Raw genomic sequence first — 24,482 nt, 5'->3', positions numbered from 1 at the left:
GTGTTGGGGATGATGGGCATTATGGCAGGGTTGTTAAGAGCCTCTGGAAGTAACATGTTATCTAAATTGTCTTGGGATTAGGATAAATGGATAATATGGAATACTAAATCCGATATAAGCCTTGGCTGGCAAAAATTGGGCTCCCGGCAATCTGAAAGCCCATCTCCTCTACAAATTGCAGTTTTCAAAGCCGAGTTTACGTTTCTGATTGGAATCAGCACTCCCTGGCCAATAGCCACCTCTTTTACCCACTTCAATAGGAGCTCCAAGCCATGACCGAAACCGTCAAAGCCTATGCCGCCCAATCCGCCACCAGCCCGCTCACCCCCTTCTCCTTCGAATACCGCACGCCGCGCGCCGACGACGTCGTTATCGACATCCTCTACACCGGCGTCTGCCACAGCGACCTGCACACCGCCCGTAACGACTGGGGCGGCACGATATACCCCGTGGTGCCGGGTCATGAAATCGTCGGCCGCGTGCGCAGCGTCGGCGCGAAGGTCAGTAAGTTCAAGGCCGGCGACCTCGTCGGCATCGGCTGCCTCGTCGACAGCTGCCGCCACTGCGAGCCCTGCAAACACGATCTCGAGCAATACTGCGAAAACGGCTTCGTCGCGACTTACAGCAGCATCGACAAACACGACGGCCAGCCCACCTACGGCGGCTATGCCAAAACCATCACCGTCAGCGACGCCTTCGTGCTGAAAGTGCCGGAAAACCTCGATACCAAAGCCGTGCCGCCCATCCTCTGCGCCGGCATCACTACCTGGTCGCCGCTGCGCCACTGGCACGTCGGCAAAGGCAGCAAAGTCGCGGTCATCGGCCTCGGCGGCCTCGGCCATATGGCGATCAAACTCGCTCACGCCCTCGGCGCAGAAGTCACCCTCTTCTCGCGCAGCCCCGGCAAAACGGCAGACGCCAAACGCCTCGGCGCGCACAACGTGGTGATTTCCACCGATGCCGCGCAGATGCAAAGCGTGGCGAACCAGTTTGAACTCGTCATCGACACCGTCCCCTATGCGCACGACGTCAACCCCTACATCCCGACGCTGAAACTCGACGGCACGCTGGTGTACGTCGGCCTGCTGGGCGAAGTCACCCCGCCGCTGAATACCGTGCCGATGATCCTTGGCCGCCGCACAGTCGCCGGTTCCCTCATCGGCGGCATCAAAGAAACGCAAGAGCTGCTGGATTTCTGCGGCGAACACAACATCACCGCCGACGTGGAAATGATCAACATGGCCGACATCAACACCGCCTACGAGCGGATGCTGAAAAGCGATGTCAAATACCGCTTCGTGATCGACATCGCCACGCTGTAAAGATTGTCTGACATGAAAAAGCAGCCCAAAATTTTGGGCTGCTTTTTGAGTGTGGTGCGGACAAAAAGACGAACTTTTTAGAGCAATATGCACTGCGCCCAGATTTCCCGCCACGAATACCCGTGTCAAAGAAGCATTTTTGGTGGTAAAGGGCAGAGATTGAAGGGGTGGCTAGACCGCCAAAAAGAAAAACGCCCGATGATGTGATTTGCACCACACTTACACCAAGCGTTACATAACATAATGAAAAATATAAAAATATTGGTGCGGACGGAGAGACTCGAACTCTCACACCTCTCGGCGCCAGAACCTAAATCTGGTGCGTCTACCAATTTCGCCACGTCCGCAGGAAAGGCGGCATTATACTGCAATATGCCGGTTTGGCAAGATGCTGTTTGAAATCGGATTATATTGCGGAATAACAAATCAACCGACACTGATACAGCTTTGGCCTGCCCTGCATGAAAAAAAATGTGCAGCGCCCTACTCTTTTTCTTCAGGCTTCGGCCGCCACAGCACCAGCTGTTTGCCGATGTGCTGCACCAGTTCGGCACCGGTGGCGGCGCATAGGGCTTCGGCGATGGCGATGCGCTCCTGCCTGTCGTCGCCGGCCACTTGCACTTTGATCAGCTCGCGGGCGGTGAGGCGGGTGTCGGTTTCTTTAATCACGGCCTCGGTGAGCCCTTGTTTGCCGATAAGCACGGTGGGGCGCAGTTGGTGGGCTTGTTGTTTGAAGCGGCGGATGTCTTCGTTGCTGAGTGTTGCCATTTTATCGATTGGTATTTGCTAAGTGATTGGAAAAGGCTACCTGAAAATGCCGAACGGGCTTTCAGGTAGCCTGTTTCATCAGGCAGGCGCTTAGGCGGCCACGCTTTCAAAACGGCGGGCGGCTTCGTCCCAGTTAACTACTTGCCAGAAGGCTTTGATGTAGTCGGGGCGGCGGTTTTGGAATTTCAGGTAGTAGGCGTGTTCCCACACGTCCAAGCCGATAATCGGGTAGCCGGATGTGCCGGATACGGCCTGACCCATCAGCGGGGAGTCTTGGTTGGCGGTAGAAACGACTTTGAGCTTGCCGTCTTCATACACCAGCCAAGCCCAGCCTGAACCGAAACGGGTGGCAGCGGCTTTTTCAAACTCGGCCTGGAAGGCTTCCACGCTGCCGAAATCGCGCTCGATGGCGGCTTTGAGCTTGCCTTGCAGGGTGGTGCCGGTTTTCAGGATTTGCCAAAACAGGCTGTGGTTGGCGTGGCCACCGGCGTTGTTGCGCAGCGGGATGCGCACATTTTCGGGCAGTTCGGCCAAACGGGCGATCAGCTCTTCAGCAGACAGTTTTTCCCACTCGGACAGGTTGGCCAACACGGCATTGGCGTTATTTACATAGGCCTGATGGTGCTTGCTGTGGTGGATTTCCATGGTTTGCGTATCGAAATGCGGCTCTAGCGCGTCATAGGCGTAGAGCAGTGCGGGCAGTTGGTATGCCATAATCAGTTTCCTTTTTCAGATGTGTTTTGCATGGCTGGGGCATTGATTCCTTCCTATTGTGTTGGCTTGCCTTGCTGCACAACTTGTACTGCCTGCGGCTCGCCACCTGAGGAGGAGAAATAATTGCTTCAGCTATAAAAGCGGTAATGATAAGTGCTATCCATTGGCAATTCAAGGTTTTTTTTTATCGTTTCCTCATCAGGGCAATACAGCCACGACTTGCCTCATCACTATTGATAACAACGATACATAGATAAAAGGCTACCTGAAAATTTCAGGTAGCCTTTTGCTTATTCGATCAAATCATTTATCTACGACAAGGGGCGCGGCGTAAGTGCGAGTAACGGCTGATAACGCTGCTGATACCGGCGGCGGCGTTATCATCTACGTTCATAAACGTTATCTGCATTTTGGATTCGCCCAATTCGGCAGATTGTTCGCCGCCGCTTGAGCCGGTACGGATGATTTGCGGATTGAGGCCGGCTTGGCGGGCTCTGGCGGCAGTTTGCTCAGCCTGCTGTTCGCTGCTAAACGAGCCGAGGCTCATGCGGCCGCCGGCGACGCTGGCGTTGCGGAAGCCCTGCGAACGCACTTTGGAGGTGAATTCTTGCACATCGCCTTCAATGGTTACGCTCACTTGGTAGCGTTCGCTGCCACGCTGGGGGCGGCCGGAATCGCGGCGGCGCTCCACCACGCGGGTGGCGGCGTGCGGCCAGCGGGCGAGCAGGCCTTTGATGCGGTGGTAGTCGTCTTCCGGCAACACAGCCACGGCGGTGCAGGCGGTGTTGGGCGCGCGAATGCCGCTTTCGGGGGTAGGCTTAGGCTGGGCTTCGCCGGCAGGTTTGGCCGGGGTGTTGGGGCGGCCGGGGGCAGCAGGTGCGTTACGGGGACGGCCTGCATCCACCGGCAGTACAGGCGTAGCCGTCTGCTGCGGAGCAACTGGCTGGGCGGGGGCGGCATGCACCACTACGGTGGTGGGCTGCGGCTGTTGCGGCTGCACAACGGGCGCGGGCTGCTGTTGTTGCGCCATACGCGTTACCAGCATCCCGCCGAAGACGATTATGTTTAATGCCACCAAAACAGCAAACAGCCACTTCATGTTTGTGCAGCCCAGTTGAGTAATCCGTGAAGCACGAGATTATCCACAATTTGAATGGGGTTGTCCAAAGCAAATTGTTCAGGTAGCCCTTGTTTTACTTTGGCAGCGCCGCCGCCGGTGATGATCACGGCCACGGTTTGGCCGGGGTGTTTCTGCTGCAGGCGGGTATGCATCAGCAAAACCGCGCCGCAAATAGCATCGAGCATGCCGCCGGCCATGGCGTTGGCAGTGGTGGTGCCGAAGGAGTAGGCGCGGCCGGTGGGGCGGTTAAGGTTGGCGGTGTGTTGCGCCATCGCCTCTTTCATCAGGTTGAAGCCGGGCATGATGCTGCCGCCCAAGTAATGATTGTCGGCGGTGAGGGCGTCGATGGTTACGGCGGTGCCGCAGCTAACCACCACGCAGGCGTGTTCGGTGAAAAGGCGGCTGCCGAGGATATTGAACCAGCGGTCGGCACCATGCTCGCTCACGCGACGGTAGTGGTTGCGGATGCCCAAAGCCTGCGGCATGGAGCCGAGCCATTCCGGCTCGCAGCCAAGTTGTTCGGCCACGGCTTGCTGTTTGGCTTCGCCGCACACTGCCGAGCCAATGATGCGCACGTGTTCGCCGCCGTGCTCCTGCCAACTGTGGGCAAGTGACTCGAGATTCCAATAGGCAGCTTTGTCTGCCGCCGTGATGCGGCCGTTTTCCACCCATGCCCATTTGAGTTTGCTGTTGCCGGCATCGAGCAGCAGCATTTTGTCTTGTTTGCCATCGGGCGGGGCGGTATTTTGGCTGTGCAGCGGGCGCAGGCTGATTTCGCCGCTCACTACATGATGTTCCGTGCCTTCGGCATCGCGAATACGCAGCGTACCGCCCTCATCCACGCCCAAGGCTGTGCCTTGCAGCAGGGTTTGTCCGTCGCGCAGCAGGCGAACGGGCTGGTTTTGGTCGCGGTGACAGGCGTGGTAGCCCGCGAGGAAAGGGGAGAGGCCTTCGCTGTCGAACTGCTCGAAAGTATCCGCCAACTCGGGCAGCAGGCGTTCGGTGAGACGGCTTACGGCGATATTGGGCGCGCTGCCCTGCACGGCTTCGGCATCGGCCACCGCTTTAGGCTGCACGAAATTGATGCCGATGCCGATCACAACCGCAGTTTGGCCGTTACAACGCACGGTTTCCGTCAGGATGCCGCCGAGCTTTTCGCCACCGATGACCAAATCGTTTGGCCACTTAATCTGCGCGGGCACGCCCAACTCACGCAGCACGCGGCAGCAAGCCAGCGCAGCAGCGAGCGTGAGGCCGCCCAACTCGGCCGGCGGGCGGGAAAAACACCAGCCGGCGCTGAACATTAGGCATTCGCCGATGCGGCTCTGCCAGCTGCGCCCCTGGCGGCCGCGGCCTTGGGTTTGATCGTGCACGAACACGATGCGGCGGTGGATCGGGCTGCCGGCTTTGGCTTGGGCGATGAGATAGCTGTTGCTGGAAGGATGTTCGTGCAACAGTTCGGCTTGCCAGCCGGCGGCTGCCGCCTGCTGTTGCAAAACGGCGTTGTCTAAAATCGCCAGCGGGCGCACCAGCCGCCAGCGGCCGTCTTGCTGGCGCAGCAGGCCGCGGATGTGCGGCGGCACTTGCTGCCAGAGCGCGTTGAGCTGCGGCGGCTTGCGGCTGATGCGGCGCGCCAGTTCGGTAACGTGGTGCAACCGGCCGTCTGCCAAGGCGGCCAGCAGCTGCCAGTGCACGGCCTGCATCATGAGCCTTGCTCCGCGGCACGGATTTTGGCCAGGGTTTGGGTGGTAGAGGTTTGGTGCAGGAAGGGGATGGAATACACTTGGCCGCCGCGCGCCAAGGTTTCGGCGGCACCGACGATGTTTTCAGGTAGCCAGTCGCCGCCTTTCACTAAGATATCGGGGCGCACCAGTTCGATGAGTTCGGCCGGGGTATCGCTATCGAACCAAGTCACCAAATCCACGCTCGCCAGCGAGGCGGCCACGGCGGCGCGGTTGGCCAGCGGGTTGATGGGGCGGTCGCTGCCTTTGCCCAGCCGGCGCACGGAAGCATCGGTGTTGAGCGCGAGCACCATCGCCGCGCCGAGCGCGCGGGCTTGGGCGAGGTAGGTAACGTGGCCGCGGTGCAGGATGTCGAAGCAACCGTTGGTGAACACCAATGGGCGCGGCAGCTCGGCCAATTTCCCGGCCAGCGCCTCGGGCGGGCAGATTTTGCGTTCGAAATCGGGGGTGGGCCAGGCAGTCATGGCAGCTCTTCCAAGATAATAAAGCGCGGATGATACCATTTCTACGCCGCTGCTTGGTGTTGGGCGGGCGGGAATTACCGTATAATCTGCAGGCTTGTTTTCAGGTAGCCTCAAACGGCGTTTTCCTAAAGGCTACCTGAAACCCATTCACTCCCAAGCTCACATCATGATCCGTTTCGAACAAGTTTCCAAAACCTATCCCGGCGGCTTCCACGCCCTGCAAAACGTCAGCTTCAAAATCAGCAAGGGCGAGATGATTTTCGTGGCCGGGCATTCCGGCGCGGGCAAATCCACCGTGCTCAAGCTGATTGCCGGCATCACCAAGCCCACCTCCGGCAAAGTGTGGATGAACAACCAAGACCTCGGCACGCTCAACGACAGCCGCCTGGGCTATCTGCGCCAGCACATCGGCCTGGTGTTTCAAGACCACAAAATCCTGTTCGACCGCAACGTGCTGCAAAACGTATTGCTACCGCTGCGCATCATCGGCTACGACCGCGCAACCGCCGAAAAACGCGCCCGCATCGCCATTGAAAAAGTGGGCTTGGGCGGGCGCGAAACGGCCGATCCGATTACCCTGTCCGGCGGCGAGCAGCAGCGCCTGTGCATTGCCCGCGCCGTGGTGCACCAGCCCGGCCTCCTGATTGCCGACGAGCCTTCCGCCAACCTCGACCGCGCCTACGCGCTCGATATTATGGAGCTCTTCAAAACCTTCCACGAAGCCGGTACCACCGTCATCGTGGCCGCCCACGACGAAACCCTGATGGCCGACTACGGCCACCGCATTTTGCGTTTGCAGGAAGGCAGGTTTGCCGCATGAAACACTATCTCTCACTGCATCTGGAAGCCGCCTGCCAGGCCTTTGTCCGACTCGTGCGCCAGCCCTTGGGCACATTGATGGTGCTGCTGATGCTGGCCGCCGCCATGACCTTGCCGCTGATGCTTTATTTAGGTGTGCAAAGCAGCACCGAAGTGCTCGGCCGGCTCAACCAAGCCCCGCAGATGACGATCTACCTCACGCCCGAAGCCGCCGAGGCCGACATCGCCGCCATCCGCGCCAAGCTGGCGGAAGACAGCCGCATCGAAAAAGCCGAATACGTGAGCAAACAGCAGGGCATGGCCGAGCTGCAGCAGGCGTTTCAGGGGCAGGATTTGGTGTCGATGCTCGATGCCAACCCGCTGCCCGACGCCTTCGTGATCACGCCCAAAGACGGCGCCACCCCCGAAGAGCAAACCGCCCTGCGGGCCGATTTGGCCGCGCTGCCCAAGGCCGAGAGCGTGCAGATGGATGCCGAATGGATGCAAACCCTGTTCCAAATCAACGAATTCGTGCATCAAGTGTTCCGCTTTTTGGTGATCACGCTGGGCGCGGCGCTGGTGTTGGTGGCGTATAACACCAGCCGCCTGCAAATCCTCAGCCGGCGCGAAGAAATCGAAATCACCAAGCTGTTGGGCGCGCCCGCTTCCTTCATCCGCCGCCCCTTCCTCTATCAGGCCTTGTGGCAGGGCGTGTTGTCTTCCGCCTTGAGCCTGGTGCTGTGCGGCTGGCTGATGCGCACCACCCGCCCGCTGGTGGACCGTATTTTCAGCCCATACGGCCTGAACTTAGACTGGCGCTTCTTCCACGGCTGGGAAATGGCCGTGATTATCGCCGTGGTGTGCGGCCTGGGCATGGCCGGCGCCTGGCTGGCCGGCAGCCGGCATTTGCAGGAATTCAAAGCCAAGAGCCATTAACAGCCAAAGGCTACCTGAAAGCTCTAAAAACATTTTTCAGGTAGCCTGATGCCATACCGATAAAGGCTACCTGAAAAACCAAAAGCTGCGGCAAAACGCAGCCCCTTTGGCTTATAGTGAATTAAATAAGAATGCTACTGCGTTGGCTCGCCTTGCCGTATTGCTCATACTGTCTGCGGCTCGCCGCCTTGTCCCATTCTTATTTTAATCCACTATAAAGCTTCAGGTAGCCTTTGATCACGCCATGAGGCTACCTGAAAAGCGGAAACCCTTTGCCAATCAATCTTCAGCCCACCCTATACCTTCCCGTTTCCCAGCCCTCCTTTTTGCCCTCAAACGGCAATCTGTTACAATCGCTCCCCCTTTTTTTTCGTGAGGCTACCTGAAAAGGTGGTCGCAGTTTTTCGCACATCCGCTGCCGGCTCTGGCCGGAGCAACAAAAAGGAAGCCTATGTTCACACGCAAACCCCGACACACGCTACCTGAAACCATCAGCCGCGCCGCCGCCGAAGGCAATGCGCTGCGCGTGTTACAGGCAGTGGTGACTTGGCTGCGGCAGGGCGGCGCGGCAGGCGCGCAGGTGCGCTTCGGCATCTTGTGCAACCATTTGCGGCAAGAAGGCGGCGAAGGCAAAGCCATCGCCACCCTGCTGTGCCGCTGGCTCTCCAGCGTGCGCGTGTACCCCACCCTGATCACCATCGGCATCTTCTCCCGCTCCGGCTTCGGCCACGAATTCCGCCACCGCCTCTACGAGCGCCTCAATCCCGCCTATAAAGACTGCAACGACCTGCGCGACGTGCTCTCGCTGCTGTTTTGCAGCAGCAACGACGGCGCATGGCTCGCTGCCATCCCGCTTTCCGCCTGGTTGCGCCTCCTGAGCACCATCCAGCGGCAAACCGAGCCCGCCGTGCGCGAAATGTGCGGCCGCCACCTGCGCGACGAAAGCCTGTATGCCGTGGAAATGCTTTCCATATGGGTGGCCGCCGAAGACCTCGACCACGACCTGATCCGCCTCGAGCCCAGGCTGCTCGATGTGGATTCGCCCTTCGTCAGCCTGATGCGCGAAGTATCCGACTGGCTCGATTTCCAGCGCAGCCGCCAACCCGGCTCCCGCACCACCTACGATGCCGGCCATTTAAACGTGATGCTGGCGCAATGCCGCACCCTCATCGAACGCCTGCAACGCAAAGGCACCGGCGCCGGCGCCGGCTCTTCCATGGCCGTGGCACACCTATTGCAACGCCTCCAGCAAACCCTGGCCCGCATGGAACGGCTCATGGCGCTGTTTGCCGCGCGCAACCGCACCCAAAGCCTGCTGCGCACCCTACTCCTGGCCAATGAAATCGCCGTGGCCGTGGTGGCACAGCGGCGCATCATGCCCTTGTGGCGCAGCAACGTGAAAATGCTCGCCCGCAGCATCAGCCAAAATTCCAGCCGCCACGGCGAACACTACATCACGCGCAACCGCAGCGAATACTGGGGCATGCTGCGCTCCGCGGCCGGCGGCGGCGTACTCATCGCCCTGATGGCGCTGCTCAAAATCCACATCGGCAGCCTGCCCGGCGGCCACCTCTACCACGCCGTGCTCGCCAGCCTCAACTACGGCATCGGCTTCGTACTCATCCACATGCTGCACTTCACCGTGGCCACCAAACAGCCCGCCATGACCGCCGCCCGCTTCGCCCAAGCCGTGGAACGCAGCAGCAGCGGCCGCGCTGTGAACCAGAAGCTCGCCCAGCTATTGATTGACGTAATCCGCTCGCAGGGCGTGGCCGTGTTTGGCAACGTCATCGTGTCTGTGCTGCTGGCCGTCTTCATCAGCCACGCCTTCGCCCACCATTTCGGCAGCCCCCTGCTGGATACGGCCACCACCGCCTACCAGCTCAAATCCCTCGCCGTGTTCAGCACCCCCGCGCTCTTGTTTGCCGCCATCGCCGGCGTGTGGCTGTTTTGCTCCGGCATCATCGCCGGCTTCTTCGACAACCGCGCCGACTACCTCAACCTCAAACTGCGCCTGCGCGAACACCCCCTGCTCAAACGCATCCTGCCCGCCGCCTGGCGGCAGCGTTTGGCCGACTACATCCACAACCACTACGGCGCCATCATGGGCAACTTCTGTTTCGGCTGGCTCCTCGGCATGACCGGCTACCTCGGCCATCTTACCGGCCTGCCGCTCGACATCCGCCACGTTGCCTTCTCCTCCGCCAACCTGGGCTACGCCGCCGTGAGCGGCGACATCGGCTTCTTCTCCTTCACCGCCAACTTATTGATGGTGCTGCTGATCGGCGTGGTGAACCTGCTGGTGAGCTTCTCCATCACCCTCTGGGTAGCCCTGCGCTCGCGCGACGCCGTGCTGGACAACCCGCTGCAAATCATCGGCAGCACCATCTCGCTGGTGAAACAAAAACCCAAAAGCCTGTTCTTCCCGCCGAGCGACACGCCCGAAGCCGAGAAAAAGCCCGCTGCGCCGAGCAAATAGCGGCATAGCGGGCAGGGAAAGGCTACCTGAAAACGGTTTGGACGAAGCAGCCGCAGGTCGGATTCTTGAACCCGACATTTCAAGTATGGTGATAACGGGTAATAATGACAGCGGTGCAGGTTTGTCGGATACCAGTATTCGACCTATGCTTACTGCCGAGGGGAAAAAGGCTACCTGAACTTTTCAGGTAGCCTCTCTTCTCCGCAGAATCTATTCGTTCCAAGCCATTGCTTCGATTTTGTGCCCGTCCAAATCGCGCACGAAGCAGCCATAGTAGGCGTCGCCGTAGTGCGGGCGTTTGCCGGGCGCGCCGTCGGGCTTCGCGCCGTGGGTGAGGGCGGCGACGTAGAAGGCGTCCACTTGTGCGTTGTTTTCTGCCAAAAAGGCGATGTGCACGCCGTTGGCGGTTTGCGCGGGCTGCCCGTCGTGCGGTGCCTGAATCCAAAGTTCAGGGAAGGCGCGACCATAGGCGATGGCACGATGTTCGCTCAAATCCAGCACGCGGCGGATGCCCAACGGCGCGAGCACGGCATCATAAAAGGCGACGGCCTGCTCAAATTGATTCGTGCCGAGGGAAACATGCGATAGGGCGCTTTGCAGTTGGGTCATGGTAAACTCCTTTTGCGATGGGGAAACTATTCAATAATTTTAATTGATTAGGAAGGGTGGATTCAAGAATCCGGCCTGCACCCAAGTAAAGGCTACCTGAAAAAGATTTGGACGAAGCAGCCGCAGCTCGGATTCTTGAATCCGACACCCATCCCTAAAATTACCTAAAAACCGTACGGGTATAAATATCCGCCCTAAGCTCGCTATGCTTATCTAGATATACAAGGAAATAAAATGGATAGTATAGATATATTTATTGATTCTTACCTTGATATTTCATTTAGGGCAATGACAAGGGAAGGGATTACTGATGATGACTGCGATAATCTGATAAATTCTTTATCGGTTGTAAAAGGAGAATATCAGGATAAAGACTGCATTCCTAAAAAACTTGTGAACGTATTTATTGATATGCTGTTATATCTTTGGCATTGTTGAGAACAACAAGAAAATATCTATAACAATATAGAGCAGGCAAATAAACTAAAATATTTAGTAAACCAATTACAATATATTGCGTCATCCATAACAGCAAGCTAGGACGGGTACTCGCTGCCTACTACATATTCCCTGCAGGCTACCTGAAAACCATTATGAGCATAAATTCCAGCTTATACCATTCCACCCGCGCTACGTTCGCCGCATAGTTTTCAGGTAGCCCGTACGAGGAAAGAAATGATTGAAGAAACCAAACCGGGCCAACCGCCTCTCCGCCTCCAAACCGCCGTATGCGTGGTGGGTACTGATTATTTACAGCCTGTTCGGCCCGCCCTTGGGCATAGTGTCGGTCATGCTGTTCATCATAGTGGTGTTCCATGTTGTCGCGTCTGAGCCGCTACCTCCCTCAAATCAGTTTTTCAGAAACATGCCAGAACTCTTCCTGGCCAGTTACTGGGTTGGCGGCATTCCCGCCATCCTTACCGGCCTCTTGGCTATGCTGCTGCGCCTGAAGCGCAACCTGCCCGGCATCGCTGCCGTAACGGCAGCAGGCGCCCTGCTGTCGGTCATCTGTCAGGCCGTCATGTTCGACTTGTCTGGTTCTGATAACTGGATGTTTTTGGGTTGCGGTGCGGCAGCGGCTTTCGTGTTATCCGTATTCCTGCCCAAGCCGTCAAAATAAATTTTCAGGTAGCCTTCTGCCGGCCGCATGAGGCTACCTGAAACCCATCTGAAAAAGGATATCTATGAAATACTGGATCGGCACGGTTTCCAAAGAGCACGTCCTGCGCGGCGTGGCAGGCGACTTCTGCCAAGTGTGCCACGGCAAAGCCGCGCCGCTCAACCGTATGCAACGCGGCGACTGGCTGCTCTACTACAGTCCGAAAATCCGCTTGGACGGCCACGACAAACTGCAAGCCTTCACCGCACTCGGGCAGATTACCGACGACCAGGCCTACCCGTTTCAGATGAGCGCAAGCTTTATCCCCTTCCGCCGCAACGTGGCCTATGCCGAAATCCGGCGCGAATGCCCGATTGCCGTTATCCGCACACATCCGGAATGGAAAAAATATGCCGCCCGGCTGCGCTACGGCCATTTTGAAATCAGCGAAGACTTCTTCAACTTCGTGCGCACTTATATGCTGGCGCAGCCCGAAACACCGGAAACCAACGCCCGGCAGGAAAGCCTGTTTTAGCTGGCAGCCATGCCGAATCTGCCCCTCCATTCTTAATCTACTCAATCTAAGGCTACCTGAAAGCTTCAGGTAGCCTATAATCTGCCCGTTTGATTTATACCCTCCGCACACAAGGAATCCCCCCATGCCTGCCGATATGATTGCCCACGCCCGCCGTTTTTCCCTTTGGCTATCGCGCCAGCTGGATAGCGGGCAAATCGATGTTGCACGTTTGCAGCCCATGCTCGCGCAGCCTTTGCAGCCGCAGGATTTGGCCGCCTTCGCGCCGTGGGCAGACATCGCGGCAGCGGCGGATGAGGCCGAGCTGGCACGGCAGTTGCGGCTGTTACGCCGTTATGTGCTCGCGCAGATTATGGTGCGCGATTTGTGCGGCGCGGCCGAACTGGCGGAAGTAACGGCTTCCATCACGCATCTGGCCGATTTTGCGGTGAACACCGCGCTCGCTTTTGCCGAAGCGCACTACACCGCGCTCTACGGCACGCCCATCGGCCGCTATAGCGGCGCGACGCAGCATTTGAGCGTGGTGGCCATGGGCAAGGCGGGCGGGTTTGAATTAAACGTATCGTCTGATTTGGATTTGATTTTTGTCTATCCCGAATCGGGCGAAACCGACGGGCGGCGCAGCCGCAGCAATCAGGAATTTTTCACCAAGGTGGGGCAGAAGCTGATTGCGCTGTTGAACGACATCACCGCCGACGGCCAAGTGTTCCGCATCGATATGCGCCTGCGCCCCGACGGCGACAGCGGCGCGCTGGTGTTGAGCGAAACCGCACTGGAGCAATATTTGGTGGCGCAGGGGCGCGAATGGGAGCGTTATGCCTGGTGCAAAGGCCGCGTGGTCACGCCACATGCCAACGGCATCCGCAGCGTGGTGCAGCCTTTCGTGTTCCGCAAATATCTGGACTATGGCGCCTACGAAGCCCTGCGCGGGCTGCACCGCCAAATCCGCAGCGAAGTGAGCAAAAAAGGCATGGCCGGCAACATCAAGCTCGGTGCGGGCGGCATTCGCGAGGTGGAATTTATCGCGCAGGTGTTCCAGATGATCCGCGGCGGGCAAAACCGCAGCCTCCAGCTCAAAGGTACGCAGGAAACGCTGGCCGCACTGGCCGAGGCCGGCATTCTTGCGCCCGAATCTGCCGCCAGGCTGCTCGAAGCCTACCGCTTCCTGCGCCGCCTCGAACACCGCCTGCAATACTGGGACGACCAGCAAACCCAAACGCTACCTGAAAACCCCGACCAGCAGCAGCTGTTGGCCGAAAGCATGGGCTTTGCCAACTACGAAGAATTTTCAGGTAGCCTCAACGCGCAGCGCGCCCAGGTGAGCGCCCAGTTCAACCAAACATTAAGCAGCCCCGAAGAGAATGAAAGCGAGGCCGAACAGCCGCTGGCCGGCCTGTGGCAAGACGATGCCGCAGCCACCGAATGGGCGGCGCAGCTGGCCGACTTGGGCTTTGCCAACGCGCCCGAAGCCGCCGAGCGGCTGGCGCACATCCGCAGCAGCAGCCGCTACCGGCATTTGTCTGCCCGCGCCCAGCAGCGTTTCGACGCCGTGCTGCCGCGCGTGGTGGCCGCCGCCGCCGAAAGCAGCCGCCCCGAAGCCGCCCTGCCGCGCCTGCTCGACTTTCTCGACAGTATCAGCCGCCGCTCCGCCTACCTCTCCTTTTTGCAGGAATACCCCGCCGCACTCGCCCAAGTGGCCGAACTCATGGCGCAAAGCCCCTGGCTGGCCGAATATTTGCAGCAACACCCCGTGCTGCTGGACGAATTATTGTCGGCACAATTAATGGAACACCCCAACTGGCCGCAATTCATCGGCGCACTTTCAGGTAGCCTCCAAACCGCCGGCGACCCCGAAGCCAAAATGGACGTGCTGCGCCGCTTCAAACACGCCCAAACCTTCCGCCTGGCCGTGCAGGATTTGGCCGGCCGCTGGCCGCTCGAAGCCCTGAGCGATCAACTCTCCTACCTGGCCGACATCCTGCTCGAACACACCATGTGGCAGGTGTGGCAGGCCATGCCCAAAACCCACCGCCCCATCCCCCGCTTCGCCATCATCGGCTATGGCAAGCTCGGCGGCAAAGAGCTGGCCTACGGCTCCGATTTGGATTTGGTGTATCTGTATGACGACGGCGCGCCCGAAGCCGCCGACATCTACAGCAAATACGCCCGCCGCCTCACCACCTGGCTCTCCGGCAGCACCGGCGCGGGCAACCTCTACCAAACCGACCTGCGCCTGCGCCCCAACGGCGACAGCGGCTTCCAAGCCCACAGCCTCGAAGCTTTCGCCAAATACCAGCACGACAACGCCTGGATTTGGGAGCACCAAGCCCTCAGCCGCGCCCGGTTCGTGGCCGGCAGCCCCGAAGTGGGGCGCAAGTTTGAAACCGTCCGCCGCCAAATCCTCAGCCTGCCGCGCGAAGCAAACCCGCTGCGGCAGGAAATCGCCCAAATGCGCAGCAAAATGCTGCCCACCCACCCCGCCCGCGAAGACAACGTGAAATACGCCCGCGGCGGCGTGGTGGACGTGGAATTCATCGTGCAATTCTTCGTGCTGCTCCATGCCCGGCAGTATCCCGAGCTGTTGGAAAACTACGGCAACATCGCCCTGCTCGATATGGCCGCCCGCCGCGGCCTGCTCAGCCAAGATGCCGCCGCGCGCACCGCCGCCGCCTACCGCCACTACCGCCAAGTGCAACACCGCCAGCAGCTGCACGGCGCGGGCGCAGTACAAGTGGACGACACCCTGCGCGAACACTACGAACAAGTGGCCGCACTGTGGCGCCAAGTGTTCGGCGAAGAGATTCGCTAAAACGAAAAGGCTACCTGAAAAGTTTCAGGTAACCTTTTTACTTAGCGACATTACAGCGGCAAAGCTCGGTTTTAATCCTCCAAACGGCCTTTGCGCAGGGTTTCCAATTCATCCAGCAGTTGCAGGATCAGCGCAGTAGCGGGCACGCTGGCCTCGAAATCGCGGCTGATGCGGCGGGCGCGGCGGATGCGGGCGAGCTGCCAGCCGCTGAAGCCGGCCTCGCGCGGGCTGCCCTGCACAGAAATGATTTCTTCCTCGATTACATTAACCACCCAATCGGCATCGCCGTCGCAGGCGCGCACGATTTCGTTGAAGGTGAGCTGAATATCTTGTTCGCGGTTCATGGTTTATCCTTTCACGCCGTAATGCTCGGCCAGCTGCTGCCAGGCTGCACGGTCGGCTTCGCTCATGGTTTCGGGCAGGGTAATGTTGATGATGAGGTAGAGGTCGCCGGCTTCTTTGGCGGGAATGCCTTTGCCTTTGAGTCGCAGGTTTTGGCCGCTGCGGCTGTTGGCGGGAATGTTGATGTTGAGTTTGCCGGCGGGCGTGTCGATGGCAGTTTTGCCGCCGAGCGCGGCTATCCAGGGCATCACATCGATGCGCTGGTACACGTCTTTGCGGTTTTTCACATACAGCGTGTCGCTTTCGCGGAAGCGGATTTTTAAATAGAGGTCGCCGTTTGCGCCGCCGTTGAAGCCGGGCAGGCCTTGGCCGCGCAGGCGGATTTGCTGGCCTTCGCTGATGCCTTTGGGGATTTTCACCTGCAGGGTTTTGCGCTCGTAAGCCATTTGGCCGCCCGCGCCGAGGGTGGGCATATCGAGGCTGAGCGAGCGTTCGCCGCCGGTGTAGGCCGCGGCGAGGTCGATCGTCAGCTCGGCGTGCTGGTCTTCGCCGGGAATGGGGCCGGTTTGGCGCTGGCGGCCTGCGCCGGCGTGGCCGAAGGCGGAGAAGATGTCGTCGAAACGGAAGTCGCCGCTGCCAAAGGGCTGGCCTTCGCCGAAGCGGCTGCTGTCGAAGTGGTAGTATTGCCCAAAGTCTTGGCCGGGGTCGAAACCGCCCGCGCCGCCGTGGGCGCTGCCGGCGCGGCCAAAGGGGTTGGCCAGCATTTCATCGTATTCGGCGCGTTTGGCCTCGTCTTTCAGGGTGTTGTAGGCGAGGTTGATTTCGCTGGTTTTTTGGTCGGCATCGGGGTCTTTGCTGACATCGGGGTGGTATTGGCGCACCAGCTTGCGGTAGGCCTTTTTGATATCGGCCAGGCTGGCATCTTTGGCCACGCCGAGGATGTCGTAATAGGTTTTCTGGTTGGCACTCATATAGTTGGATATTCTGTGGAATGGATAAAAATCAGGAGGCACCTCTTGGGATGAACGCTGGGCTAGGGCTGGCTGAAAGCCGTAGGGCAGAGGTGCGCGGCTACAAATACAAGAGAGAAATGGGGCTGGACACAGGGAAATCAATACGCGGTTTGCGGCAGGTAAATCCTGTGTTCGCTCGATAAAGGCTTTCTTAATCAGGCTGTTTTGTTTGAGCGGTTGGGAAAGGCTACCTGAAAGTTTCAGGTAGCCTTTTCTCAGCGCATCACATTGCGCCAATCCTGTTCGAAATAATGCACCAGAATCTGCGTGTTCAAATAGTTTGGCTGCACATCGCGGCGTGCCATGTCGGGCGGGAAGCGGAACATTTCGGCGGCGGTGTCGGCGTTTAGAAAGCGGGTGGGCACGCTGAATTGTGCGGGCACGGGGAAATCGGGCTCGCGGGCGGCCAGCACGAAGCCCCATTCGCCGAAGGAGGGCACATACACATGATAGGGCGCGGTGGCGAGCCCGGCGGCCTCCAGCGTGGCCACCACCGACCAATAGGCGTTCGGGGCGAAATAGGGCGAGGTGGATTGCACCACGATTTTGCCATCGGGCGCGAGATGCCGCGCCACCAGCCGATACATGGGCACGGAATAGAGCTTGCCCAACGAGAAGTTGGAGGGATCAGGCAGGTCGATGATGATGACGTTAAACTTTTCCTGCGCCTGCTCCAGCCATTTGGCGGCGTCGTCGTTCACCACGCGCACTTTGGGGCTGGCGAGCGAGCCGGCGTTGAGGCGGCTTAATTCGGCGGAGGTGCGGAAGGTGCTGGTCATTTGCGGGTCGAGGTCGACCAGGGTGATGCCCTTCACTTGCGGGTATTTCAGCACTTCGCGCGCGGCCAGGCCGTCGCCGCCGCCCAGAATCAGCACGTTTTGCGCCTGCCCGCCCACCATCTGCATGGCGGGTAGCACGAGGGCTTCGTGGTAGCGGGCTTCGTCGCGCGAGGAAAATTGCAGGTTGCCGTTGATGTAGAGGCGCAGGTCGTCGTGCCATTTGGTGATCACCAGGCGCTGGTAGGGCGAATGGCTTTCGTATACCACCGGGTCGCCGAAATAGCTTTGTTCGGCCAGAAAGGTGATGCGGTTGGCGGCGGCGAAGGCGGCCAGCAGGCAGGCCAGCACGATACCGCCGCGCAGCTGGATGGCGCGGTAGCGCGGCAGCTCTGCTTTGAAGGCACGGGCGGTGAGCACGGCCACGGCGGCGTTGAACAGGCCAAACAGCAAGGCGGAACGCGCCATGCCCAGCCGGGGCGCGAGCACCAGCGGGAACAGCAGCGACACGGCCAGCGCGCCCAAATAATCAAACGTCAGTACTTTGGCCACCAGGTCTTTAAAATCGGCCTGCCGCCGGTTCAGCACACGCATCACCAGCGGGATTTCCATGCCCACCACGATGCCCACCACCAACACCAGCGCATACAGCAGCGTGCGGAACGGCGCGGCAGCCAGCCCGAACACCACAAACAACACCAAGGCCGACACCCCGCCGATGATGCCCACCAGTAATTCGATTTCGATAAAGCGCGAAAGCGCGTCTTCATCGCGGATGTATTTGGTGAGGTGCGCGCCGATGCCCATGGCGAAGAGGTAGAGGCCGATGATGGAGGAAAACTGCAAAATGCTGTCGCCCAGCAAATAGCTGGCCAGCGCGGCAATGATGAGTTCATACGCCAGCCCGCAGCTGGCCACGATGAAAACGGAGATAATGAGGGTGCGGTCGGGTTTCATGTTTCAGGTAACCTTGATGATGGGCTGAATTATATAGCTAAAGCCATACCTTTTTTCATCAGCCCGTAGCTGCCTTTCTTCTGTTGCCTTTTCTTGGGAGCCGCCAACCAACAGAAGTGCTCGTGCGACATGAGGCATAAGGGCAAACAGGGTGCGAATCATGAAGGCTATCTGAAATTCAGTAAGCCGCCTAAAACCTAAATTTTGCTTCATAAATAAAACGGCAAAGCAAGATGAACAACAGGCATTTGTATGGCATAATCAGCCGCATATCGCCGCCGCTGCGGTTTCTCTTTCCACCCTGATTGCAAAGGCAACCCATGAGCATTTCCCTGCAACAATATCTGTCGTATCTGCAATACCTGGCCGTGGGCCTGGGCATGACTGCGCTGTTTTCCGCCGTGTATCTGCGCATCACCCCGGCCGACGAATTGAAGCTGATTAAAAACGGCAACCTGGCCTGCGCGCTTTCCTTCGGCGGCGCGCTCGTCGGCTTTTGCCTGCCCTTGGCTTCCAGCATCACCCACAGCGTCGGGCTTCTGGATTTCGTGCTCTGGAGCTGGGCGGCCGCGGCAATTCAGATTGTGGTGTATTTCGCCGCCACCCGCCTCGTGCCCGATGCCGCCGGCGAGCTGGCCGGCAACAATGTGGCGGTGGGCACGCTTTGCGCGGTGATTTCCGTGGCGGTGGGGCTGCTCAACGCCGCCTGTTTGGTGTAGTAGCAACGCGTACGCAACGGGCTACCTGAAATTTGGTTTTGCGGAAATTTGCCCCATTTTAGCTGCGCAATAATGCGGCCTTGGTTGCGCCAAGGTATCCGGCTGCCCCGTTGCAGCATGCTTTCAGGTAGCCTTCCCCTTCTCCCTATCCATCAAGAAAGGAATCCCCATGCTGGGCAATTTCATCAAGAAGCAGTTTATCGACGTTATCGAATGGCCGAATCCCGAAGAAGGGCTGCTGATGTGGCGCTTCCCCGTGGCCGACCAGGAAATCCAAAACGGCGCCAGCCTCACCGTGCGCGAAGCGCAGGCCGCCCTGTTTGTGGACGAAGGTAAAGCCGCCGACGCGTTCCAGCCCGGCCGCTACACGCTCACCACCCAAACCCTGCCCATCCTCACCAACCTGAAAAACTGGGATAAATTATTCCAGTCGCCCTTCAAATCCGACGTTTACTTCTTCAACACCCGCCAGCAGCTCGCCCGCCGCTGGGGCACTTCCCAGCCGGTTACCGTGCGCGATGCCGATTTCGGCGTAATCCAGCTGCGTTCCTTCGGCATGTATGCCTACCGCATCAGCGATCCCGCCGCCTTCTTCCGCGAAGTAACCGGCGTGGGTGCCTCCTACAGCGGCGAGCAGCTCGAACAGCAGCTGCGCAACCTGGCCATGACCCAGCTGGCCGCCGCCTTCGGCACTTCCGGCATCCCCTTCCTCGATATGGCTGCCAACCAAGTGCTGCTGTCGCAGAAAATGAACGAGCTGCTGCTGCCTGAGTTTGCCAAACTCGGCCTCACGCTGGAAAACTTCACCGTGGAAAGCGTGAGCCTGCCCGAAAACGTGCAAAAAGCGCTGGACAGCAAAATGTCGATGGGCATCATCGGCGATATGGGCAAATTCACCCAATACCAAACCGCCACCGCCATTCCGATGGCCGCGCAAAACGAAGGCGGCATCGCCGGTATCGGTGCCGGTCTCGGCGTGGGTGCCGGCATCGGCCAGGCCATGGCTGGCGCGATGGGCGGCATGATGCAGCCCCAGCAGCCTGCCCAAGCCGCCCCCGCTCAAGCTGCGCAGCCTGCCGCCCCGGCTGCGCCCGCCGCGCTCGCCGCGCTCGCCGCTGAAGACCCGCAAGCCAAGCTGGCCAAACTCAAAACCCTGCTCGACGGCAACCTGATTTCTGCCGAAGACTACGAGAAGGCCAAAGCCGAAGTGCTCAAGCAGTTGATTGGTTGATTGCCTAAGGCTACCTGAAAAGCATCATCCGTAAGCTTTCAGGTAGCCTCAAACGCGGCTTAAAGGCTACCTGAAAGCCAAATCCCATCATGCCAACCACAAATCCCGTACAAGTCATCGCCAAACATCTGCAAAGCCGGCCCACCATTCTCGATTTTGCAGAGGAATTGCAAACCATTGCCGACTTGCAGGCCGTTGCGCCGGAGCAGGCTGCTGCCGATTGGGATGCGTTCAGCGCCGTAGTGAACCGCCTCCGCGATTCGCACCAAATCAACGGCATTTTCTGCCTGACGCCGCAAAACCAGCCTGTCTTTCTGGAATTTGCAGGCTACCTGAAAACCGTTGCCGGTATTGCAGGCCAAGATGCCGCACCCTTGTGCGACGGCTTCGATTTAACAGCCGCCGAGATTGCCGCTAAATTTGCCGCCAAACCGCCAGCCCCTTAGGAAGAACCCATCATGAGCGAACCCTTCTTTAAAACCGACTGCCCCAGCTGCGGCGCGCCCGTGCACGCGCATTCGGCCACGGCGGTTACGCTGGTGTGCGGCTTCTGCCACAGCCTCTTGGTGCGCCAGGGCGCAGGCATCATCGACAGCGGCCGCGACTCCGCCCTGCTGGAAGACTTCAGCCCGCTGCAAATCGGCACCGCCGGCACATTTGCCAACCGCCCGTTTGCCATCATCGGCCGCCTGCAGGCCAAATACGATGCCGGCATGTGGAACGAGTGGTATGTGCAGTTTGAAGACGGTGCCAACGGCTGGCTCTCCGAATCGGGCGACCAATACGTCTTCACCCTGCCCGCTGCCGAACCCTTGCAGGAAATCCCGGAATTTTCCAGCCTGGTGGCCGGCCGCAGCAGCCTGATATACCGCAACAAACGCTTTTGGGCGGCCGACGTGCGCGATATCGTGCTGGAGCAGGCCGCCGCACAGGGCGAGCTGCCCTTTGCCGTGCCGCCGCAGATGAAAAACCAGGTGGCCGACTGGCGTTGCGAACAGATTTTCCTCACGCTGGATTATGCTTCCTCCCCACCCGAAGTGTTTGTGGGGCAGGGCGTGAAGCTGGCCGATTTACAACTTGGCAATACGCGCAGCAGCGAGCAGGTGACCGACAGCGCCGGCCGGCTCAAAGGCACACGCCAGGCCGAAAGCTGCCCGAACTGCGGCTCACCGGTGCAATGGATTACCGGCCTCACACCTTCCATCCTCTGCCCCAGCTGCGGCAGCAACCTGGATGCCACAGAAGGCAAGTTGGAATTGCTGGAAGCCAACAACAGGCGCGAGGCGCAGGCTGATGCGTTCACCCTGAAAATCGGTTCGGAAGCCCGTATCAACAACCGCACCTACACCCTCATCGGCGCGGTGCGCAAAGACGAATTGGAGCCGGAAGATGCGTTCAATCTGATGTTCGGCCAAAAGCCGCTCGGCATCGTACCCGTCGGGCGGTGGACGGAATATCTGCTCTTCGAGCCGCAGGCCGGCTTTATGTGGCTGGTGGAAAGCGGCGACGGCGAATGGAGCGTGTCGGAAACGCTCAACGTGTGGCCGCGCCTGTATGGCGATTTGTTCCAACCGCAAGGCCTGCCCAAACTCTACGATTACGGCGGCCGCGTGGTCTTCGCTGCCGGTGCGTTTTACTGGCATATCCGCCAAGGCGACGTGGATTTCTACAGCGACTATCGCCACAACAGCAACGGCAAACTTTGTGCCGAATGCAACCGGCACGAAGCGGCCTGGAGCCAAAGCACCACCATTCCCTATCGCACCGTGCGCCGCTGGTTCGGAGACACGAACGACACCCCGCAATACAGCGCCGATATGCGCCCGGACGAGCCATCACGTTGGCTGATGCTGCTGCTCACCACCATATTCGTGGTGATCAATCTGCCCGCCTGGATCAGTATGTTCGTTACCGAAGAAGATATCAGCCTGGCCGCATTCGTATCGGCCATGGTGCTGTATTTCCTGGTTAAGCGCGGCAATATATTCACCGAAAGCGATGATGAAGAGTAAGCCATGTCGAAAAACACCTACCTTATCCTCAGCATAGTCGCCATCCTCGGCAGCACAGTATTCAACTACGCCTCTCTTGGTGACATGAGCAAATACCAAAGGAGCAGCAGCCCCCCCAATTCTCGCTCCTTCGGCGGCTCTCACAGCGGTGGCGGGTATTCATCCGGCGGGTGGCACAAATGAGCCACAGTCCCGGTAGCCACGGCCTGCTTGATTTATACGGCTGCCCGCCCGAATTACTGCGCAACGAAGGCTACCTGAAAAACGCATTGGAGCATATCGCCCGCCACATCGGCGCCACCGTGCTCGAAAGCCGTTTCCACACCTTCGGCGGCGAAGGCGGCGTAACCGGCGTGCTGCTCTTGGCCGAATCCCACCTCAGCATCCACACCTGGCCCGAACACGGCTTCGCCGCCATCGACATCTTCCTCTGCGGCCGCCTACGGCCCGAAGCGGCGAAAGAAACGCTGCAACACGCCCTAAAGGCCGAACGCAGCGTTTGGCAAACCCATCCGCGCGGCAGCGAGCTATAAGGCTTGCCGCAGATAAGTGGCAGGAGGAAGAAAGGCTACCTGAAACCTGAAACAGGTTTCGCTCTTAACCATGTGTTTGACTAAATAGCGCAGTAGCAACGCGCCCTACCTGGTTTGCCCGCTAACAAAAAGGCTACCTGAAAATTTTCAGGTAGCCTTTTTAGCGTTCAAATCAAACCATCAACGTTTGTGCGACTGATCCACGGCAGCAGTGAAGAGCACGTCGGTGGAGGAGTTGAGGGCAGTTTCGGCGGAGTCTTGAATCACGCCGATGATGAAGCCCACGCCCACCACCTGCATGGCAATGTCGTTGGGGATGTTAAACAGGCTGCAGGCCATGGGGATCAGCAGCAGCGAGCCGCCGGCCACGCCGGATGCGCCGCAGGCGCCGATGGCGGCGATGATACTCAGCAGCAGTGCCGTCCAGAAATCCACGGCGATGCCCAAGGTGTGCACCGCGGCCATGGTGAGGACGGTGATGGTAATGGCCGCGCCGGCCATGTTGATGGTGGCGCCCAACGGGATAGACACGGAATAAGTGTCTTCATGCAGGCCGAGTTTTTTCGCCAAAGCCATGTTCACGGGGATGTTGGCGGCGGAGGAACGGGTGAAGAAGGCGGTTACGCCGCTTTCACGCAGACAGGTAAACACCAGCGGGAAAGGGTTGCGTCGGGTTTGGGTGAATACGATGATGGGATTCACCACCAGTGCCACAAACAGCATCGCGCCCAGCAATACGGCCAACAGGTGCAGATAGAAGCCCAGTTTGTCGAAGCCTTCTTTCACGATGGTAACCAGCACCAGCCCGAAAATGCCCAAGGGGGCGAAGCGGATAACGCCGCGCACCACTTTGGAAATGGCTTCGGCCACATCGTTGATCAGCGTGCGGGTTTGTTCGCTGGCTTGGCGGAAAGCCGTGCCGAGCACCAATGCCCAAGCAAGGATGCCGATGTAGTTGGCATTGGCCAGCGCCTGAATCGGATTGGACACCAGGTTCATCAACAGGTGGCGCATCACTTCGCCGATGCCGGTGGGCGCTTCATTGCTGGCTGCTTCCACGCCGCTGAGCAAGAGCTGCGAAGGGAACAGGAAGCTCGCACCAACGGCCACCACGGCGGCGGCAAACGTGCCCACCAAATACAGCACCAAAATCGGGCGGATATTGGTGGGGTTGCCGCTGCGGTGCTGCGAGATGGCGGAAGTGACCAAGGCAAACACCAAAATCGGTGCCACCGCTTTGAGCGCGCCCACAAACAGGCTGCCCAAAATCGCACCGATTTCCACCACTGCGTCGGCAGCGGCGGTGTTGCGCACCAGTACGCCCACCAAAATGCCGAGCACGAGGCCGATGGCAATCTGCGTTACCAGCCCCAGGCTGGTGAAAAAGCCGAACGGGCTTTTCCTTTGAGTGTTGTTTTGCATACGAATCCCTAGGTTGTGTGGTTGTCTATAGCCAAAGCCCCGTGCTTGTTAACGCATCAGCCTACTTCAGCCATGGTTCCGG

24 protein-coding genes and 1 tRNA gene are annotated in these 24,482 nt (G+C 59.1%); 14 read left to right on the top strand and 11 right to left on the bottom strand.

The window, feature by feature from the left end; genetic code table 11:
- Positions 1-272: 272 nt before the first annotated feature.
- The gene (locus CKV94_RS05990) at positions 273-1,322 is read left to right on the top strand and encodes an NAD(P)-dependent alcohol dehydrogenase (protein ID WP_035580647.1); all 1,050 of its coding nucleotides are present in this window, start codon (positions 273-275) and stop codon (positions 1,320-1,322) included.
- Between the two features lie 262 nt (positions 1,323-1,584).
- Here the strand turns inward: CKV94_RS05990 and CKV94_RS05985 are convergent.
- From CKV94_RS05985 to CKV94_RS05960, 6 genes are all read right to left on the bottom strand, one after another.
- Positions 1,585-1,669: transfer RNA gene (locus CKV94_RS05985), tRNA-Leu, on the bottom strand.
- Between the two features lie 136 nt (positions 1,670-1,805).
- Complete coding sequence (yhbY, locus tag CKV94_RS05980) at positions 1,806-2,090, bottom strand: ribosome assembly RNA-binding protein YhbY (RefSeq protein ID WP_003823765.1); 285 nt, start codon at positions 2,088-2,090, stop codon at positions 1,806-1,808.
- Between the two features lie 90 nt (positions 2,091-2,180).
- A complete protein-coding gene (gene sodA / locus CKV94_RS05975) occupies positions 2,181-2,804 on the bottom strand; it encodes a superoxide dismutase [Mn] (protein ID WP_003823764.1) in 624 nt (207 codons plus the stop codon).
- Positions 2,805-3,111: 307 nt separating this feature from the next.
- Positions 3,112-3,903, bottom strand: a complete 792-nt coding sequence (locus CKV94_RS05970) for an SPOR domain-containing protein (protein WP_003823762.1) — start codon at positions 3,901-3,903, stop codon at positions 3,112-3,114.
- Positions 3,900-5,630 carry a biotin--[acetyl-CoA-carboxylase] ligase gene (locus CKV94_RS05965; RefSeq protein ID WP_003823761.1) on the bottom strand — a complete coding sequence of 577 codons (1,731 nt, stop codon included), beginning with the start codon at positions 5,628-5,630 and terminating at the stop codon, positions 3,900-3,902. Before CKV94_RS05965 ends, CKV94_RS05970 begins: the two co-directional genes overlap by 4 nt.
- On the bottom strand, positions 5,627-6,130 hold the full coding sequence (locus CKV94_RS05960) for an adenylyltransferase/cytidyltransferase family protein (RefSeq protein ID WP_003823760.1): 504 nt from the start codon (positions 6,128-6,130) through the stop codon (positions 5,627-5,629). Before CKV94_RS05960 ends, CKV94_RS05965 begins: the two co-directional genes overlap by 4 nt.
- 166 nt (positions 6,131-6,296) lie before the next feature.
- Here CKV94_RS05960 and CKV94_RS05955 point away from each other — a divergent pair, with 166 nt between their 5' ends.
- From CKV94_RS05955 to CKV94_RS05945, 3 genes are all read left to right on the top strand, one after another.
- Positions 6,297-6,950, top strand: coding sequence for a cell division ATP-binding protein FtsE (locus tag CKV94_RS05955; protein WP_003823759.1), 654 nt, complete (start codon positions 6,297-6,299; stop codon positions 6,948-6,950).
- A complete protein-coding gene (ftsX, locus tag CKV94_RS05950; protein WP_003823757.1) occupies positions 6,947-7,864 on the top strand; it encodes a permease-like cell division protein FtsX in 918 nt (305 codons plus the stop codon). Before CKV94_RS05955 ends, ftsX begins: the two co-directional genes overlap by 4 nt.
- Before the next feature lie 451 nt (positions 7,865-8,315).
- The gene (locus CKV94_RS05945; RefSeq protein ID WP_035580643.1) at positions 8,316-10,343 is read left to right on the top strand and encodes a site-specific recombinase; all 2,028 of its coding nucleotides are present in this window, start codon (positions 8,316-8,318) and stop codon (positions 10,341-10,343) included.
- 210 nt (positions 10,344-10,553) lie between these two features.
- Here CKV94_RS05945 and CKV94_RS05940 read toward each other — a convergent pair whose 3' ends face one another.
- Positions 10,554-10,952 carry a VOC family protein gene (locus CKV94_RS05940; RefSeq protein ID WP_003823752.1) on the bottom strand — a complete coding sequence of 133 codons (399 nt, stop codon included), beginning with the start codon at positions 10,950-10,952 and terminating at the stop codon, positions 10,554-10,556.
- 234 nt (positions 10,953-11,186) lie between these two features.
- Here CKV94_RS05940 and CKV94_RS05935 point away from each other — a divergent pair, with 234 nt between their 5' ends.
- From CKV94_RS05935 to glnE, 4 genes are all read left to right on the top strand, one after another.
- Positions 11,187-11,390, top strand: coding sequence for a hypothetical protein (locus tag CKV94_RS05935; protein ID WP_003823751.1), 204 nt, complete (start codon positions 11,187-11,189; stop codon positions 11,388-11,390).
- Between the two features lie 241 nt (positions 11,391-11,631).
- Positions 11,632-12,072: a hypothetical protein gene (locus CKV94_RS05930; RefSeq protein WP_003823750.1), complete on the top strand. Its 441-nt coding sequence runs from the start codon at positions 11,632-11,634 to the stop codon at positions 12,070-12,072.
- A gap of 64 nt (positions 12,073-12,136) precedes the next feature.
- On the top strand, positions 12,137-12,586 hold the full coding sequence (locus CKV94_RS05925) for an EVE domain-containing protein (protein ID WP_003823749.1): 450 nt from the start codon (positions 12,137-12,139) through the stop codon (positions 12,584-12,586).
- Positions 12,587-12,710: 124 nt separating this feature from the next.
- Positions 12,711-15,395 (top strand): bifunctional [glutamate--ammonia ligase]-adenylyl-L-tyrosine phosphorylase/[glutamate--ammonia-ligase] adenylyltransferase, encoded by a 2,685-nt coding sequence (glnE, locus tag CKV94_RS05920; RefSeq protein WP_003823748.1) that lies wholly within the window; start codon positions 12,711-12,713, stop codon positions 15,393-15,395.
- Between the two features lie 71 nt (positions 15,396-15,466).
- On the opposite strand, the gene CKV94_RS05915 is transcribed toward glnE, so the two are convergent.
- The 3 genes from CKV94_RS05915 to CKV94_RS05905 all read right to left on the bottom strand — a co-directional run bounded on the left by CKV94_RS05915 (position 15,467) and on the right by CKV94_RS05905 (position 18,483).
- Positions 15,467-15,739 carry a chaperone modulator CbpM gene (locus CKV94_RS05915; RefSeq protein WP_003823746.1) on the bottom strand — a complete coding sequence of 91 codons (273 nt, stop codon included), beginning with the start codon at positions 15,737-15,739 and terminating at the stop codon, positions 15,467-15,469.
- Between the two features lie 3 nt (positions 15,740-15,742).
- On the bottom strand, positions 15,743-16,708 hold the full coding sequence (locus CKV94_RS05910) for a DnaJ C-terminal domain-containing protein (RefSeq protein WP_003823745.1): 966 nt from the start codon (positions 16,706-16,708) through the stop codon (positions 15,743-15,745).
- Positions 16,709-16,965: 257 nt separating this feature from the next.
- The gene (locus CKV94_RS05905; protein ID WP_003823743.1) at positions 16,966-18,483 is read right to left on the bottom strand and encodes a polyamine aminopropyltransferase; all 1,518 of its coding nucleotides are present in this window, start codon (positions 18,481-18,483) and stop codon (positions 16,966-16,968) included.
- A 320-nt stretch (positions 18,484-18,803) separates the two neighbouring features.
- Here CKV94_RS05905 and CKV94_RS05900 point away from each other — a divergent pair, with 320 nt between their 5' ends.
- From CKV94_RS05900 to speD, 6 genes are all read left to right on the top strand, one after another.
- Complete coding sequence (locus CKV94_RS05900; RefSeq protein WP_003823741.1) at positions 18,804-19,202, top strand: DUF350 domain-containing protein; 399 nt, start codon at positions 18,804-18,806, stop codon at positions 19,200-19,202.
- 172 nt (positions 19,203-19,374) lie between these two features.
- The gene (locus CKV94_RS05895; protein ID WP_035580932.1) at positions 19,375-20,433 is read left to right on the top strand and encodes an SPFH domain-containing protein; all 1,059 of its coding nucleotides are present in this window, start codon (positions 19,375-19,377) and stop codon (positions 20,431-20,433) included.
- Positions 20,434-20,522: 89 nt separating this feature from the next.
- Positions 20,523-20,879: a hypothetical protein gene (locus CKV94_RS05890; protein ID WP_003823739.1), complete on the top strand. Its 357-nt coding sequence runs from the start codon at positions 20,523-20,525 to the stop codon at positions 20,877-20,879.
- Between the two features lie 12 nt (positions 20,880-20,891).
- On the top strand, positions 20,892-22,445 hold the full coding sequence (locus tag CKV94_RS05885; protein WP_003823737.1) for a DUF4178 domain-containing protein: 1,554 nt from the start codon (positions 20,892-20,894) through the stop codon (positions 22,443-22,445).
- A gap of 3 nt (positions 22,446-22,448) precedes the next feature.
- Entirely contained in the window at positions 22,449-22,628 is a 180-nt protein-coding gene (locus CKV94_RS11560) for a hypothetical protein (protein WP_003823736.1), read from the top strand.
- Entirely contained in the window at positions 22,625-22,978 is a 354-nt protein-coding gene (gene speD / locus CKV94_RS05880) for an adenosylmethionine decarboxylase (RefSeq protein WP_003823734.1), read from the top strand. The genes CKV94_RS11560 and speD overlap by 4 nt, the downstream gene beginning before the upstream one ends.
- Before the next feature lie 180 nt (positions 22,979-23,158).
- On the opposite strand, the gene sstT is transcribed toward speD, so the two are convergent.
- Positions 23,159-24,400: a serine/threonine transporter SstT gene (gene sstT, locus CKV94_RS05875; RefSeq protein ID WP_003823733.1), complete on the bottom strand. Its 1,242-nt coding sequence runs from the start codon at positions 24,398-24,400 to the stop codon at positions 23,159-23,161.
- Positions 24,401-24,482: the final 82 nt, after the last annotated feature.

Origin of the sequence: Eikenella corrodens (assembly GCF_900187105.1) — a bacterium.
Classification (GTDB): domain Bacteria; phylum Pseudomonadota; class Gammaproteobacteria; order Burkholderiales; family Neisseriaceae; genus Eikenella; species Eikenella corrodens.
The sequence above is the reverse complement of the archived record's forward strand: the minus strand, read 5'-3'. Positions and strand labels throughout refer to the sequence as shown.

Bases quoted from the DNA above. Each gene is read 5' to 3' on its own strand.
- CKV94_RS05990 (WP_035580647.1), top strand. From the start codon at position 273: ATGACCGAAACCGTCAAAGCCTATGCCGCCCAATCCGCCACCAGCCCG.
- yhbY (WP_003823765.1), bottom strand. From the start codon at position 2,090: ATGGCAACACTCAGCAACGAAGACATCCGCCGCTTCAAACAACAAGCC.
- sodA (WP_003823764.1), bottom strand. From the start codon at position 2,804: ATGGCATACCAACTGCCCGCACTGCTCTACGCCTATGACGCGCTAGAG.
- CKV94_RS05970 (WP_003823762.1), bottom strand. From the start codon at position 3,903: ATGAAGTGGCTGTTTGCTGTTTTGGTGGCATTAAACATAATCGTCTTC.
- CKV94_RS05965 (WP_003823761.1), bottom strand. From the start codon at position 5,630: ATGATGCAGGCCGTGCACTGGCAGCTGCTGGCCGCCTTGGCAGACGGC.
- CKV94_RS05960 (WP_003823760.1), bottom strand. From the start codon at position 6,130: ATGACTGCCTGGCCCACCCCCGATTTCGAACGCAAAATCTGCCCGCCC.
- CKV94_RS05955 (WP_003823759.1), top strand. From the start codon at position 6,297: ATGATCCGTTTCGAACAAGTTTCCAAAACCTATCCCGGCGGCTTCCAC.
- ftsX (WP_003823757.1), top strand. From the start codon at position 6,947: ATGAAACACTATCTCTCACTGCATCTGGAAGCCGCCTGCCAGGCCTTT.
- CKV94_RS05945 (WP_035580643.1), top strand. From the start codon at position 8,316: ATGTTCACACGCAAACCCCGACACACGCTACCTGAAACCATCAGCCGC.
- CKV94_RS05940 (WP_003823752.1), bottom strand. From the start codon at position 10,952: ATGACCCAACTGCAAAGCGCCCTATCGCATGTTTCCCTCGGCACGAAT.
- CKV94_RS05935 (WP_003823751.1), top strand. From the start codon at position 11,187: ATGGATAGTATAGATATATTTATTGATTCTTACCTTGATATTTCATTT.
- CKV94_RS05925 (WP_003823749.1), top strand. From the start codon at position 12,137: ATGAAATACTGGATCGGCACGGTTTCCAAAGAGCACGTCCTGCGCGGC.
- glnE (WP_003823748.1), top strand. From the start codon at position 12,711: ATGCCTGCCGATATGATTGCCCACGCCCGCCGTTTTTCCCTTTGGCTA.
- CKV94_RS05915 (WP_003823746.1), bottom strand. From the start codon at position 15,739: ATGAACCGCGAACAAGATATTCAGCTCACCTTCAACGAAATCGTGCGC.
- CKV94_RS05910 (WP_003823745.1), bottom strand. From the start codon at position 16,708: ATGAGTGCCAACCAGAAAACCTATTACGACATCCTCGGCGTGGCCAAA.
- CKV94_RS05905 (WP_003823743.1), bottom strand. From the start codon at position 18,483: ATGAAACCCGACCGCACCCTCATTATCTCCGTTTTCATCGTGGCCAGC.
- CKV94_RS05900 (WP_003823741.1), top strand. From the start codon at position 18,804: ATGAGCATTTCCCTGCAACAATATCTGTCGTATCTGCAATACCTGGCC.
- CKV94_RS05890 (WP_003823739.1), top strand. From the start codon at position 20,523: ATGCCAACCACAAATCCCGTACAAGTCATCGCCAAACATCTGCAAAGC.
- CKV94_RS05885 (WP_003823737.1), top strand. From the start codon at position 20,892: ATGAGCGAACCCTTCTTTAAAACCGACTGCCCCAGCTGCGGCGCGCCC.
- CKV94_RS11560 (WP_003823736.1), top strand. From the start codon at position 22,449: ATGTCGAAAAACACCTACCTTATCCTCAGCATAGTCGCCATCCTCGGC.
- speD (WP_003823734.1), top strand. From the start codon at position 22,625: ATGAGCCACAGTCCCGGTAGCCACGGCCTGCTTGATTTATACGGCTGC.
- sstT (WP_003823733.1), bottom strand. From the start codon at position 24,400: ATGCAAAACAACACTCAAAGGAAAAGCCCGTTCGGCTTTTTCACCAGC.